A 13,856-nucleotide genomic window follows, 5' to 3' on the forward strand; every position below is an offset into this window, starting at 1 on the left:
TTCGACGTGTCAATGTGACGGTGGTCATTGCGTGGCGATGCGAACCCGCGGGAGATAGGGCAAAGGTCACCGGACATTCGGTGCCGACTCGGGTTAATGTCGACACTTATGACTAACGACACCTCGTCCTCTCCTTCCTATCTGCGCAGCCTCGGCGTTTGGAGCGGCGCGGCCATCGTGGTCGGCGGCGTGATCGGCAGCGGCATATTCCGCACGCCCGCCACCGTGGCCGAACGCACGTCATCCGGCCTGCCATTGCTGGCGCTGTGGGCGCTGGGCGGATTGCTCACATTGGCCGGCGTGCTGTGTTACGGCGAGCTCGGCGCACGACGTCCGCAAGCGGGCGGCATCTATCTTTACCTGCGCGATGCCTTCGGATCGCTGCCGGCGTTTCTGTTCGGCTGGACGATGGCGCTGATCAATTATCCGGGCAGCGTGGCGGCGGTGGCAGTGACGTTTGCCGATTACGCCTGCCGGGCCGTGAGTTTGCCGGTCTGGTGGGTCAAGCCGGTGGCGGCGGGCGCGATCGTCTTTATCGTCGGCATCAACTTATTCGGCATTCGCGCCGGATCGTGGCTGGTAAACGTGTTTACGCTGCTGAAGCTTGCAGCAATCGCGTTGTTGCTGGTGGTGGGGCTGGCGCTGGCGCACGGCCATCTGGGCGGCATACTCGCTATCGATACGACGCATCAGGTGTCCGGCGGCGCATGGATCGGCGCGTTGTTGCCGGTGCTGTTTACGTACGGCGGTTTCCACTATCTCAACGATATGGCCGGCGAAGTGCGCGACCCGCAGCGCACCTTGCCGCGCGCGCTCACGTTGGGCCTGGTTGGCGTCGCGGTGTGCTACGTGTTGGTCAATGTGGCCTACCTCGTGGGCCTTGGGCACGCGGGGCTTGCGGCAAGCAAGGCGCCGGCCGCCGATTTGATGAGCAACATCTTCGGACCGCATGGCGCGACGATCATGGCGATTGGCATTGCATGCTCCACCTTTGGTTACTGCAGCATCGCCATCGCCGGTGGCGCGCGCGTGCTGCAAACCATGGGTTCCGATGGCATGTTCTTTCGGTCCGTGGGACAAATTCATCCGCGCTGGCGTTCGCCGCAGGTGGCGCTTGCGGTACTGGGCGTGTGGGCGATCGTGCTGATTCTTACCGGCACGTTCGATCAATTGGTCAACTACACGACGGTCGGCGAATGGTTGGGGCATGCGTTCGGCATCGCCACGTTGTTCTGGTATCGGCGCAAATTCGGTGCGGAAAGTTCGCCGTTTCGCGTGCCGCTTTATCCGGTTTTGCCGTTTGTGTTCGTGTGCACGGTGCTGGGCGTCATCGCGGCCACGGTGATCAATACACCTGGCGACGCGGGAATGAGTTTGCTGATCATCGCTTGCGGCATTCCCGTCTACGCCGCGTGGCGCGGATGGAGCCGCCTGCGCGCAAGAGGATCATGATCTGCACATCGAAGTGATGGATCGCTCTGCATACTGAAGCGATCCATTGACCGCGAGGGACTGATGAAACGCACCGCGCTTTGCATGGGGATGATTCTGGGGTTGTCGTCATTCGACGGCACGGCAGGCGAGGTCGCCAATCTCGCATCGGCTTCCACGGGCGTGCAGATTCAAACGCAGCATGTGCAGCGCGTCGGGCAGATGGAGCACGATGCGCGCGGCACGCAGCTGGGGCGCTATGCGTTTCAGCCGTCGCCGCAACCGCAGCTTGCGGTGACGCCAAGTACCGGCGCATGGAATTTTTCGGGGCAGGGCGCGCTACAAATTCAGGTGCAGAACGCGATGCCGTGGGCCATCACGCTTGATGTCGATCTTGAGGACAATCATGGTGGACATCTGCATGCGGTGCTAGGTTTGCCAGCGGGCCCGGAACAAACCGCGATCATTCCTTTGCATGCGACATCGTCGCGTGCGCAAGGCATGCAGGTGGGACCGCCGATGCCATTCGACGATCACGGCCGTCCCGTCTTTGTGGCGATCACCGTCGAAGGTTCTATCGACCTTGCGCAGGTGCGCGCGATCCGCTTCAGCATGCCGGCGCCGCAAGCGGCGCAGCAGGTTTTGCTCGGCAAGATGGACACGGTCGCCGACGATAACGCGATGCAGGATGCGTATCGGGGCATTGTCGATCAGTGGGGCCAATTCACGCGCGGCAAGTGGCCGGAAAAGATCGATAGCGATGCCGCCTTGCGCAACGCGCATCGGCAAGAAAGCCAACATCTGGAGACGCAACTGGGTGCGCGACGCGGCTTGGATACGTACGGCGGTCGCGAGAGCCTTGCATTGACGCGCACCGGCTGGTTCCACACGCAAAAAGCAAACGGTCGGTGGCAGCTCGTCACGCCCGACGGACACGCTTTCTTTTCGCTTGGTGTCGACACGGTCACGGCAGACGACACGCGCACCTATGTGGAAGGGCGCGAATTTATGTTCGTGGATCTTCCGCCGGATCGCGCGCCGTGGAGCGCGTTCTACGGCTCCAGCGACAGCCGCGATCCTCAGCGCCTCGCGAGCTCGGGTATCGGCGGCAATCACGGACGTTGGTTCGATTTCTACGCCGCCAATCTCTATCGCATCGATGGGGATGGAAGGCGCGCTGCGTGGCGCACGCGCACGATGGATCGCCTGCAGGCCTGGGGATTCAATACGCTGGGAAACTGGAGCGATGACGCGTTCGGCAAGATGCATCGCTTGGCGTACACGAAGTCCATGCCTATCGACGGCGACTTCGGCAATGTTTCCAGCGGATACGATTATTGGGGGCGCATGCCCGATCCCTTCGACCCGCGCTTTGCCCAAGCGGTGGAAAAGGCGGTGACAAACGCGACGGCTGCATTGCGTGACGATCCGTGGTTGCTTGGGTATTTCGCCGATAACGAACTGGCCTGGGCCGGCCAGGGGCCGCAAGGCCGGTGGGGTTTGGCGATGGGCACGTTGCGCGGCGAAGCGCGCAGCGATGCGAAGCAGGCGTTTATCGCCGCGCTGAAAAAGAAATACGGTACAGCCTCCAAATTGGCGGCGGCATGGGGCATCGCGCTCGCCGATTGGTCCGCGCTGGACGCCGCGAATTTTCCGGCGCCCGAACCGAATGAGGCGCATCCGGCGATCGCCGAGGATTACAGCGCATGGCTGCGCCGCTACGCCGATCAATACTTCAGCCTCGTCGCGGCGGCGCTGCATCGTCACGATCCACATCATCTGTTTCTCGGCGGTCGCTTTGCGGTGAATACTCCTGAAGCCGTCGCGGCGTGCGCGCAGTATTGCGATGTCATCAGCTTCAACACGTATACGGATGTGCCGCAGCACGGCGTCGATATGGACGCGCTGCATAAACTCGACAAGCCTGTGCTGATCACCGAGTTCCATTTTGGCTCGAACGATCGCGGCCCATTCGGTAAGGGCGTCGTGTCGGTGTGGAACGAGCAGCAACGCGGTGAAGCGTATGCGCGATTCGTGCACGCCGCCGCGAGCGATCGGTCGATTGTCGGCACGCATTGGTTCGAATATGTCGATCAGCCCGTGACGGGGCGTGTGCTCGACGGCGAGAACAGCCATATCGGTTTGGTTGGGATTACCGATATTCCGTTCGGCACCTTTGTCGATGCCGTGCGCAGCACGAACGCCGAAGTGAGCCATTAAAAAAGCCCCTCTTCCAGAGGAAGAGGGGCTCGTAGGATCGACGCTGCGACCCGCGATCAGTAACGATAGTGATCCGGCTTGTACGGACCTTCCACCGGCACGCCGATGTAGGCGGCCTGATCTGCCGTCAGCTTGGTGAGCTTCACGCCGATCTGTTCCAGATGCAGGCGCGCCACTTCTTCGTCCAGCTGCTTGGGCAAGCGGTAGACCGTCTTTTCATACGTGTCTTTGTTCGCCCACAAGTCGATCTGCGCCAGCGTTTGGTTGCTGAAGCTGTTGGACATCACGAAGCTCGGATGGCCGTGCGCGCAACCGAGGTTCACCAAACGACCTTCGGCCAGCATGTAGATGCTGTGATTGGTCTTGCCGAAGGTGTAGCGATCCACCTGCGGCTTGATGTTTTCGCGCGTCACGTCCTTGGCCGTGTTCAGGCGATCCATCTGGATCTCGTTGTCGAAGTGGCCGATGTTGCACACCAGCGCGTTGTTCTTCATCGCCGCCATGTGTTCCAGCGTGATGATGTCCTTGTTGCCGGTGGTGGTGACGTAGATGTCGGCGATGCCGAGCGTGTCTTCCACGGTGGTGACCTGGAAGCCTTCCATCGCCGCCTGCAGCGCATTGATCGGATCGATTTCGGTGACGATGACGCGTGCGCCGAAGCCCTTCAGCGAATGCGCGCAACCCTTGCCCACGTCGCCGTAACCGCACACCACGGCCACCTTGCCGGCGACCATCAGATCGGTCGCGCGCTTGATGCCGTCGGCCAGCGATTCGCGGCAGCCGTAGAGGTTGTCGAACTTGCTCTTGGTGACCGAGTCGTTGACGTTGATGGCGGGCACCAGCAGCTTGCCGGCTTCCATCATCTGATACAGGCGATGCACGCCGGTGGTAGTTTCCTCGGAAACGCCCTTCCAGTCGGCCGCGACTTTCTTCCAGAAACCAGGACGCTCCTTCGCGGTGCGCTTGAGCAGATCCTTGATGACCTGTTCTTCATGGTTGCCGCTGGGCGTGTTCACCCAGTTGTCGCCGTTTTCCATATCCACGCCTTTGTGGATCAGCAGCGTGGCGTCGCCGCCGTCGTCGACGATCAGCTCCGGACCCTTCATGCCCGGATGGGTGAGCATGTCGAGCGTGCAATCCCAATATTCTTCCAGCGTCTCGCCTTTCCATGCGAACACCGGAATGCCGGCAGCGGCCACGGCGGCGGCGCAATCGTCCTGGGTGGAGAAGATGTTGCACGAGGCCCAGCGCACCGACGCGCCGAGGGCGCTCAGCGTCTCGATCAGCACAGCGGTTTCTTTGGTCATGTGCAGCGAACCGGACAGACGCACGCCCTTCAGCGGCTTGCTGGTGGCGTAGCGCGCGCGGATCGACATCAGGCCGGGCATTTCTTCTTCGGCCATGCGGATGCGGCGGCGGCCGAGCTCGGCCAGCGCGATATCGCGGACTTTGTAGTCGTGCGTTGCGGAATCGTTAGTAACAGCATTCATGGAGGATGTCTCCGAGTCTCATGGGGAAACCCGGCCCGGAAGGCCAGGCCGACGCGAGGTTCGCGTCATGAGCGCCGTTTCAGTCGAAGCATCCACCGAGCCTGGCCGTAGACATTCCCTACGGTCGCAGCGCCCCTCGGCGAAGACGCCCATTTTATCCATAGATGGTTACTTATGACGACTTGGAACGCTGCATTGCGTCATAAATTGGTTAGGCTAGGGGACTGATCCCCTGGAGGCCCCATGGAAGCTAGTCGCGACCCGGAATTTCTGCCCCACGATGGCCCGCTGCGCGAAGACGTGCATCGTCTCGGCGCGATGGTGGGGCGCATGCTGGCCGAGCAGGGTGGCGAAGGCTTCTTTCAGCGGGTCGAGCAGGTGCGCACCGCCTCTATCCGTCGCCGTCGCGAGGGGCGGGCCGTGGACGATCTGGCCGAATCGCTGGCCGATCTGGATGCCGAGGCCGCCGAAGCGCTGGCGCGCGCGTTCGCCGCGTACTTCCAGGCCGTGAACACGGCCGAGCGGGTGCATCGCATCCGCCGTCGCCGCGACTACCAGCGCGAAGGCGCCGCCACGCAACCCGAATCGCTGCTCGATGTGTTGCAGCGCTTGAAGGCGCAGGGCGTCGGCCCCGACGAATTGCTGCAGTGGTTGTACAAGCTGAAAGTCGAGCCCGTTTTTACCGCGCATCCCACCGAAGCGATACGACGTTCGTTGCTCGAAAAAGAACAAGCGATCGTGCGCGCGCTGGTCGACAACTTCGATCCCACCCGCACGCCGCAGGAACGCAAGGAAGACGACGACCGCATTTATATGGCGCTCTCCGCCGGTTGGCAGACGGCCGAAGCATCGCCGATTCGCCCGAGCGTGCAGGATGAACATCATCACGTCGGCTTCTATCTCGCCAATCCGATTTATCGCATTGTTCCCGCGTTCTACGAAGTGCTCGCCGATGCGCTGCAAAACGTGTACGGCGTCGCCGTGCCGTTGCCGCGGCTGCTGAGTTTCGCCACGTGGGTGGGCGGCGATATGGACGGCAATCCGAATGTGGGCGCGGACACCATCGCCAACAGCTTGGCGACGCAACGCGCGCATGTGTTGGAACATTACATCGCCGATGTGGACGGACTCGCGCGTCAACTCAGTCAAACCGACGATCGCGTGGATTTCGATGAAGCGCTGTTGAAGCGTCTTGCCGATTATCGCGAACAGTTTCCGCGCGCCGCTGCCACGATTCGCCCGCGTCATGCGGATATGCCGTATCGCTGCTTTCTCACCCTGATTCGTGCGCGCCTCGAAGCGACATTGGAGGAAGGGCACGTCGAAGGTTATCGCTCCGCCGACGAACTGCTGGACGACTTGCTGCTGATCGTGCACGGCCTGATCGATCATCGCGGTTTGAACGCAGGCGCGTACGCCGTGCGCCGTCTAATCTGGCGCGCACGTACATTTGGATTCCATATGGCGCGCCTGGATGTGCGCCAGGATTCGCGCGTGCACGACGATGCGTTGGCGGCGTTGCTTCGCGATGAAAGCTGGACGCAACGCACGCCCACCGAACGCGTCGCCGCGTTGCGGCCTTACGCCAGCGGCGAAAAATCCCTGGACGTTGTCGACGACGCGCAAGCCGAGTCGCTGCGCGCCGTCTTCGCGACCTTGCACACGTCGCGCGGACACTACGGCGAAGACGCGATCGGTCTGTACATCATCAGCATGGCGCGCACCGCCGCTGACGTGTTGGCGGTGCTGGCGTTGGCGCGCTATGGCGGTTTGGTCAAGCCGACGCAAACGGGCGAGGGCATTGCCGTGCCGCTCGATATCGCGCCGCTGTTCGAAACCGTCGACGATCTAAAAAACGCACCGAATACCTTGCGCGCGTTGCTGGACGATCCCGTTTACCGCGCGCATTTGCGCGAGCGCGACGAATGTCAGTGGGTGATGCTGGGTTATTCGGACAGCGGCAAAGACGGCGGCACGTTAGCGTCGCGTTGGGGTCTTCAGCGCGCGCAGGTGGAATTGCTGGAGGTGGCGCAAGAGGCGGGCATTCGCCTGGCGTTTTTCCACGGCCGCGGCGGCTCCGCTAGTCGCGGCGGCGCGCGCATTACACCGGCGCTGATGTCGTCGCCGCGAGGTTCGGTCAACGGCATTCTGCGCGTGACGGAACAAGGCGAAGTCATCCATCGCAAATACGGCGTGCGCGCGCTGGCGTTGCGCAATATCGAACAGACCGTGGGCGCGGTGCTGCGTGCGAGTGTGCGTCCGCGCGACGACGAGCCGCGCGAAGGCGAATGGCGCGAGATCATGACCGCCATGGCGGCCGAAAGCCGTCGTGCGTATCGCGCGTTTGTGGATCGCGAAGGATTCGTCGACTATTTCCGCGCGGCGACGCCAATCGATGTGATCGAACAGATGGCGCTCGGTTCGCGTCCTTCGCGCCGCCGCAGCATGCGCGGCGTGGAAGATCTGCGCGCCATTCCGTGGGTGTTTGCGTGGACGCAATGCCGTTCCATCATTACGGGTTGGTACGGTCTGGGCACCGCGCTTGAAGATGCCGCCACGAAGCATGGCGAGTCCGCCTTGGTAGATATGGCGCGTGACTGGCCGTTCTTCGCTAACGCGCTCGACGACGTCGAGATGGTGCTCGCCAAATGCGATCTCGATATCGCCGAAGCGTTCTCGAAATTGGCCGGTCCGCTGCATGAAACGTTCTTCGGCATGATTCGTGAGGAATTCGAACGCACGCGCCGTTGGGTTCTGCGGTTAAAGCAGAGCGACGATTTGTTGCGCGGCGATCCGCGCTTGTCCCTGTCGATTCGGCTACGCAATCCCTACGTCGATCCGATGAGTTTGCTGCAGGTCAACTTGCTGCAGCGCTGGCGCGCGGCGGATCGCAATGACGAGCATTTGTTGCGCGCACTAGTCGCCTGCGTGAACGGCGTGGCGCAGGGTTTGCAGAATACGGGTTGAGCGTGCACGTGCTTTGGGATGACGAAGAATTCCCTGCGCATCGCGAATGGACTCCCTCCCCTACAAAGTAGGGGAGGGTTGGGGTGGGGTAATGCAACCTCGCGATGAACTACAACTGTGCGGCGAGCGCATACAACTCCGCCCTAGCCCTCCCCAGTAAGCACGGGAGGGGATCTGCATCGCGCGATGTTTCAGCCTTCGAGCTCCGACCATCGCGCGTACGCGATTTCCAACTCGGCCTGCACTTTTGCCAGTGCGTCGTTTGCGCGTTGAATCGCGGCGCTGTCCTGCTGATAGAACGACGGATCGTTCATCGCCTCGGCGCGTGCAGCGATATCTGCTTCGAGTTGCTCGATGCGCGCGGGAAGTTGCTCCAATTCGCGCGCGTCTTTGTAACTAAGCTTCCGTTTCGTTTTTTCGGCATCGGCCGCCGCAATTGTTGGTGCAGTCGGGTTGCTGGATTTTGTTGCTGGCGTAGAGGCTTCCGCAGACGCACGTTCGCCAGGCTTCTGCCGCAACCAATCGCTATAGCCACCCACGTATTCCCCGACCGTACCTTCGCCTTCCAGCACCAGCGTGCTGGATACGACGTTGTCGAGAAATTCGCGATCGTGCGAGACCAGCAGCAGCGTGCCTTTGTAGTCGGTGAGCAACTCTTCCAGCAACTCCAGCGTTTCGACGTCCAGATCGTTAGTCGGTTCGTCCATCACCAGCAGATTGGACGGCTGCGCAAACAGTTTCGCCAGCAGTAATCGATTGCGTTCGCCGCCGGAAAGTCGCGTGATCGGCGCTCGCGCTCGCTCGGGCGAAAACAGAAAATCCTGCAAGTACCCGATGATATGTTTGCGTTGACCGTTGAGCTCGATGTACTCGCGACCTTCGGCCACGTTGTCCAGCGCGTTCAAGGCGTCGTTGAGTTGCGAGCGGTGCTGGTCGAAGTAGGCGATCTCAAGCCCGGTTCCCAGCGTGATGTCGCCGCGTTGCGGTTTCAGTTCGCCGAGCAGAATTTTCAGCAGCGTACTCTTGCCGGCGCCATTCGGGCCGATGATGCCGACGCGGTCGCCGCGCATGATGGTGGTGCTGAGATCGCCGATCAGTACGCGGTTGTCGTAGGACTGATGCACGCGGTCGAGTTCGATGACCTTCTTGCCGGACGCTTGCGCATTGGCGAGGGCCATCTTCGCAGTACCGCCCAATTCGCGACGCTCGGCGCGTTCGCGGCGCAAGGCTTTCAACGCGCGTACGCGGCCTTCGTTGCGTGTGCGGCGCGCCTTGATGCCTTGGCGAATCCACACTTCTTCCTGCGCCAGTTTTTTGTCGAACAGCGCATTGGCTTGCGCTTCCGCGTGCAAACGTTCTTCGCGACGGCGCAGATAATTGTCGTAATCGCCGGGCCAACTGGTGAGTTGGCCGCGATCGATTTCCACGATGCGCGTGGCGAGCGCGCGCAGAAAGCTGCGATCGTGCGTGACGAATACGATGCTGCCGACGAATTGTTTGAGAAAGCCTTCGAGCCAACCGATCGCTTCGATATCCAGATGGTTGGTCGGCTCGTCGAGCAGCAAGACATCAGGTTTGCGCACCAATGCTTGCGCAAGCAATACGCGACGTTTCATGCCGCCCGAAAGTGCCGCAAAATCCGTATCGGCAGGCAGTTCCAACTTTGTCAGCACGTCGGAAACGCGACGATCCAAATCCCAGCCGTGTTGCGCTTCGATCTGATTTTGCACGTCGCCCAATGCATCGAGATCGCCTTCTGCAAGCAGATGGTGATAACGCGCGAGCAGATGACCGAGATCGCCAAGACCTTCGGCGACGACATCGAACACGCTGCCTGCGGTGGCTTGTGGAACTTCTTGGGCCATGCGCGCGACGACAACGCCGCTTTGCACACGCACTTCGCCATCGTCGGGTTTGAGTTCGCCCGCGATGAGTTTCATCAAGGTGGATTTGCCTTCGCCGTTGCGACCGACGATGCATACGCGCTCGTTCGCCTCGATGGAGAGGTCGACATGTTCGAGCAGAAGAGGGCCGCCGACGCTGAAGTCGACACGCTGAAGTTGGATCAGAGACATCCGCCCATTTTAGCCGGTCGACGGGGTCCACCGAGGGGGTGTCATGAAAGGTTCCGCTAAAGAATTTACGGCCAAATGTCGCTAAAGAGTCAGAAGGTCGTCACCGGCGCATAACGAAAATTTACGCTTCCGGCGGCGGTAAAATTTAGAAAAACATGTACTTAGCATGGCCGATTAAAGCTTTTCCTCTGGAATTCGCAGTCGCCATGCATTAAGGTTGCGCAACGCGGGCGAGACCGCGGTTCCTGGGAGTGAAAGAGGCCGTGGCAGTCATCCAATCCAGTCAGCCAATGCGGTTGCTGAGCCGGCTTTGGGGCCTGTTCGCGGCGTTGCTTTTGCTCGGCGCCAGCGCGTTCGTTTCCGTGGCGCATGCAGGCTATGCGGCCATCGTCGTCGACCCCGCCACGGGCGAAGTGCTCAGCGCGGTGAACGCCGACCAGCAGAACTACCCGGCGTCGCTCACCAAAATGATGACGCTGTACCTCACCTTCCAGGCGATGCAGAACGGCAAGCTGAAAGTCGACCAAGAGCTTCCCGTTTCCACCTGGGCCGCTTCGCGCGCGCCGACCAAGCTCGGTCTGCGTGCCGGCGAAACCGTGTCGGTGAACGACTGCATTCTCGGTATGGTGACCAAGTCGGCCAACGATGCGGCGACTACCGTGGCCGAAAGCCTTGGCGGCAACGAAAGCCACTTCGCCGACATGATGAACGCCCAGGCCGCGCTGCTCGGCATGAGCTCCACTCACTTCGCCAACGCCAATGGCCTGCCGGACCCCAACAACCTCAGTTCCGCGCGCGACATGGTCAAGCTGGCCGTGGCGCTGTATCACGACTTTCCGCAGTACACCCATTACTTCGCCACGAAGGACTTTGTCTTCCGTGGTCGGCTGATTCGTGGCCACAACAATCTGATGGACCGTTATCCCGGCATGGACGGGCTGAAGACGGGCTTCACCGACGCGTCGGGCTTCAATCTGGCCTCGACCGCCGTGCGCGACGGCCGTCGCCTGTTCGCCGTGGTGTTGGGCGGCCGCACCGCATCGGCTCGCGATAACCTGATGGCGCGCTTGCTGGACGATGGCTTCGACAATCAGCCGACGCCCGATACCCTGGTGGCGCGCGCTGGCGTACCGAGCACGACCCGCCGCGTTCTGGCCGCACTGTCGCCGATCGAAACGGCGGAGGCGGACGAAACCGCGCCGGCGCATCGCCGCAGCAGCTGTCCCGCGCATCGCAGCAAGAGCTGCCCGCGCGTCGCCAAGGCGGCGCATACGACCAAGCACTCGAGCACGCGTCGCCTTGCGCATCGCAAGAGCAGCAAGAAGGTCGTGCTGGCGTCCGCATCCAACAGTCACGATTGACGGATCGACCGGCGACGGCAGATACCTGAGCCCAGTTCGATAGACCACGCCATTTGGTAGCAAATGCCCCAAGCCATGGATCGGCGTCTCGGTTAAGTTTTGAGGCATGTGGCGTACACCATCCTCGCTCAAATGGCTGATTAACAAGCGCTCCCGGTTCTCGGGAGCGCTTGTTAAGTTGGAAAAAACCCGCGATGAATTGGTATCAAAAATTCAAGAGCTGGAAAACAAGGCCAGCGCAATCCGCAGCAAATTAGCCGCGTTGGATGAAACGATTCGCTTGCACGAAATCGTTATTGAACCAACAGATATTCGCCCGGTGAAACCGCAGAGCAATACCTATCTCGTTCCTTTTGGGCAACTAGGGCGATCAATCCTGAAGGTGCTCCGCGAGCATGATGGGTGGATGACCACGAATGAAATCATTCGCCGGATATCTCACCTCAGTGAGCACTTTCAAGTGTGGGATGCGGAATATGTCCGACGATCTGTGCGCTGCCGGTTACGCCAGCTTGCCACCAAAGGCATCCTTGAGCGCAAGGTAGATGCATCCGATCGAGGGCGTCATGATGGCGTGACGCAAACGCTTTGGCGGCTTTCAACCGTGGCAGCAAATCCATGGTGTTACCAAACCGATTCGGATTTATCGACCTAGCGTCTTGTCCTCGTTCTGCGGTACGGTTTGTACACGACTGTTTACCAACCAATACGACGACCGTCTCAAGCAGCCCTAACGCTCGACTAAACCCGCAGCTTCATTCCCCTTTTCAGAGAGGGAAAATATGAGTCCGTCACTCTGAATCAAAAGACCTAACTCGCAAAGCACGAGCAATTGTTCAATGAGAGTTAGAAGGTCTTTCGGCTGGTACTCCGAAGCGATCTGGCCGAACGGTACGACTTCGACAATAGAGTGATGACAAAGCCGTTTTACCGTAGCGAGGATGCTCTTTTGGAACTCGCTCAGACTCATCGGCGGCGTGCCCATTTCTACCCCTCCCACAGCCTCGCCGCCCATCGTAGCTCACTTATCGCTCATGTATAAAAGGTCCAATAAATGAGTGCGATTCTCGCTCGGGCTTTGCGATGAAAGCAGACGATTTGCAGTGGGATCACCGAAAGAGCTTTTCTATCGCCAAGCCGTTCCTGGCATGCCCTTTTTTTGCGTGCCGCGCCAAGTTTTATGTTGGCGACGCTACAAGTCGCCTCCAAAAATAGTCCAGGCCAAGCTCATGCGTGCGATGTCGGCCTTGCCAATAGCCACGCCACCATACCGATTTGCGAGACGTCATCAGCTCCTTCAATAGCAACTGGTAGCGCTCTTTCTGGGCACATCGACGGTGGTTCTCGCGCCACACGAATTCGCAGGCGTAATCTTGCAAATACTTGGGACGATAACCATGGTAAACACCGTATTCGGCGCGCCGGAATCGGCTAAATAGCGTTTCACACATGTTGTCCGATACCCCTTCGGGCGTGCTGAATTCGTGGGCGTGGGAAACGGCGTAGTGATCGACAAAGGCATTCAATGTGCTGTACGCGCTGCTTTCATCGCTCATCACGATGGAGCCCGGCTGGACGAAACGTTTGACAAGGCGCACGACCTCGGCCTCGTTTTCCGCTGCGCACACAAAAGCCATGGCTCGTTTGGAACCCAGTCCATGTCCGGCAGACTCGCACAGGGAAATGACGACACGCTTGTTGGCACGCTTGCGCCAATTCTGTTGAGTCATGCCGGCTTCAATCCAAGGTTTGCTTGGATCCTTGGCAGGTTTCTTGCCAAATCGCACCTTGAGGGCATCCTTCGGCATTTTTGTCCGCCGATTGGGCTTGCGTGGCTTGCCACCAAAATACCCGCCATCAATGTGAACGATCCCGTGCAAAGGATTGAGATCCATGGCGTGTATCATCCACTCGCGGATTTTTCCGAAGAACACCTGAGTGGTCTTGGGTGTATGCCCCGTGATTCGACTTGCCTCCAGCGCAGCCTTGCCCTTCGCGCCGTTCTCGAACACGGCGATGAGTCGGACCATTTCAATGAACGTCAACTTGTGCCCGTGAAGCGGGGTCCCGCTTGTGACGCTGAATTCGTGCGTACAGTCCGCGCACCGCCAACGCCGTCTTTTGACGCGCCTATGGTGCTCGCGAAAGGATGCACATTCAGGGCATCCCTGTTTGTCGGGACTTCCCCAACGAGCGAAAGCCAGTAACTTTTCGGCTTCGTCATTGGTGAGATTTGAAATCGTGCGTGCGAAATTACGTGATTCCTTGGCGTGCAAAAAATGCTGTGCCATGCGTCGAACCCGGTTTGAGTC

At 60.2% G+C, this 13,856-nt stretch carries 9 protein-coding genes and 1 riboswitch; of the genes, 5 read left to right on the forward strand and 4 right to left on the reverse strand.

Translation table 11 applies throughout. From position 1 onward, the window contains the following. The first annotated feature begins 108 nt into the window (after positions 1–108). Together L0U79_RS05780 and L0U79_RS05785 are read left to right on the forward strand one after the other, a co-directional pair. Entirely contained in the window at positions 109–1,452 is a 1,344-nt protein-coding gene (locus L0U79_RS05780; RefSeq protein ID WP_233840934.1) for an amino acid permease, read from the forward strand. Between the two features lie 63 nt (positions 1,453–1,515). Next, entirely contained in the window at positions 1,516–3,651 is a 2,136-nt protein-coding gene (locus L0U79_RS05785) for a beta-galactosidase (RefSeq protein ID WP_233840935.1), read from the forward strand. Positions 3,652–3,707: 56 nt separating this feature from the next. On the opposite strand, the gene ahcY is transcribed toward L0U79_RS05785, so the two are convergent. Continuing rightward, positions 3,708–5,141: an adenosylhomocysteinase gene (gene ahcY, locus L0U79_RS05790; protein WP_233840936.1), complete on the reverse strand. Its 1,434-nt coding sequence runs from the start codon at positions 5,139–5,141 to the stop codon at positions 3,708–3,710. Positions 5,142–5,203: 62 nt separating this feature from the next. Beyond that, positions 5,204–5,285, reverse strand: a riboswitch (S-adenosyl-L-homocysteine riboswitch). A gap of 99 nt (positions 5,286–5,384) precedes the next feature. Between ahcY and ppc the strand changes: the two genes are divergently transcribed. Further along, the gene (gene ppc, locus L0U79_RS05795) at positions 5,385–8,108 is read left to right on the forward strand and encodes a phosphoenolpyruvate carboxylase (RefSeq protein ID WP_233840937.1); all 2,724 of its coding nucleotides are present in this window, start codon (positions 5,385–5,387) and stop codon (positions 8,106–8,108) included. Positions 8,109–8,299: 191 nt separating this feature from the next. On the opposite strand, the gene L0U79_RS05800 is transcribed toward ppc, so the two are convergent. Next, entirely contained in the window at positions 8,300–10,183 is a 1,884-nt protein-coding gene (locus L0U79_RS05800) for an ATP-binding cassette domain-containing protein (protein ID WP_233840938.1), read from the reverse strand. Between the two features lie 263 nt (positions 10,184–10,446). Here L0U79_RS05800 and L0U79_RS05805 point away from each other — a divergent pair, with 263 nt between their 5' ends. Both L0U79_RS05805 and L0U79_RS05810 read left to right on the forward strand, forming a co-directional pair. Then, complete coding sequence (locus L0U79_RS05805; RefSeq protein ID WP_233840939.1) at positions 10,447–11,544, forward strand: D-alanyl-D-alanine carboxypeptidase family protein; 1,098 nt, start codon at positions 10,447–10,449, stop codon at positions 11,542–11,544. A gap of 106 nt (positions 11,545–11,650) precedes the next feature. Next, positions 11,651–12,199 (forward strand): hypothetical protein, encoded by a 549-nt coding sequence (locus L0U79_RS05810; RefSeq protein WP_233840940.1) that lies wholly within the window; start codon positions 11,651–11,653, stop codon positions 12,197–12,199. A gap of 75 nt (positions 12,200–12,274) precedes the next feature. On the opposite strand, the gene L0U79_RS05815 is transcribed toward L0U79_RS05810, so the two are convergent. Both L0U79_RS05815 and L0U79_RS05820 read right to left on the reverse strand, forming a co-directional pair. Next, complete coding sequence (locus L0U79_RS05815) at positions 12,275–12,559, reverse strand: hypothetical protein (protein ID WP_233840941.1); 285 nt, start codon at positions 12,557–12,559, stop codon at positions 12,275–12,277. 163 nt (positions 12,560–12,722) lie between these two features. Then, complete coding sequence (locus L0U79_RS05820) at positions 12,723–13,835, reverse strand: IS1595 family transposase (RefSeq protein WP_233840942.1); 1,113 nt, start codon at positions 13,833–13,835, stop codon at positions 12,723–12,725. Positions 13,836–13,856 lie beyond the last annotated feature (21 nt).

It is taken from the genome of Dyella sp. 2HG41-7 (assembly GCF_021390675.1).
Taxonomy (GTDB): domain Bacteria; phylum Pseudomonadota; class Gammaproteobacteria; order Xanthomonadales; family Rhodanobacteraceae; genus Dyella_B.

Excerpts from the sequence above, each read along its gene's own strand:
- L0U79_RS05810 (WP_233840940.1), top strand. The coding sequence starts at position 11,651 with ATGTGGCGTACACCATCCTCGCTCAAATGGCTGATTAACAAGCGCTCC.
- ahcY (WP_233840936.1), bottom strand. The coding sequence starts at position 5,141 with ATGAATGCTGTTACTAACGATTCCGCAACGCACGACTACAAAGTCCGC.
- ppc (WP_233840937.1), top strand. The coding sequence starts at position 5,385 with ATGGAAGCTAGTCGCGACCCGGAATTTCTGCCCCACGATGGCCCGCTG.
- L0U79_RS05815 (WP_233840941.1), bottom strand. The coding sequence starts at position 12,559 with ATGGGCGGCGAGGCTGTGGGAGGGGTAGAAATGGGCACGCCGCCGATG.
- L0U79_RS05785 (WP_233840935.1), top strand. The coding sequence starts at position 1,516 with ATGAAACGCACCGCGCTTTGCATGGGGATGATTCTGGGGTTGTCGTCA.
- L0U79_RS05820 (WP_233840942.1), bottom strand. The coding sequence starts at position 13,835 with ATGGCACAGCATTTTTTGCACGCCAAGGAATCACGTAATTTCGCACGC.
- L0U79_RS05800 (WP_233840938.1), bottom strand. The coding sequence starts at position 10,183 with ATGTCTCTGATCCAACTTCAGCGTGTCGACTTCAGCGTCGGCGGCCCT.
- L0U79_RS05780 (WP_233840934.1), top strand. The coding sequence starts at position 109 with ATGACTAACGACACCTCGTCCTCTCCTTCCTATCTGCGCAGCCTCGGC.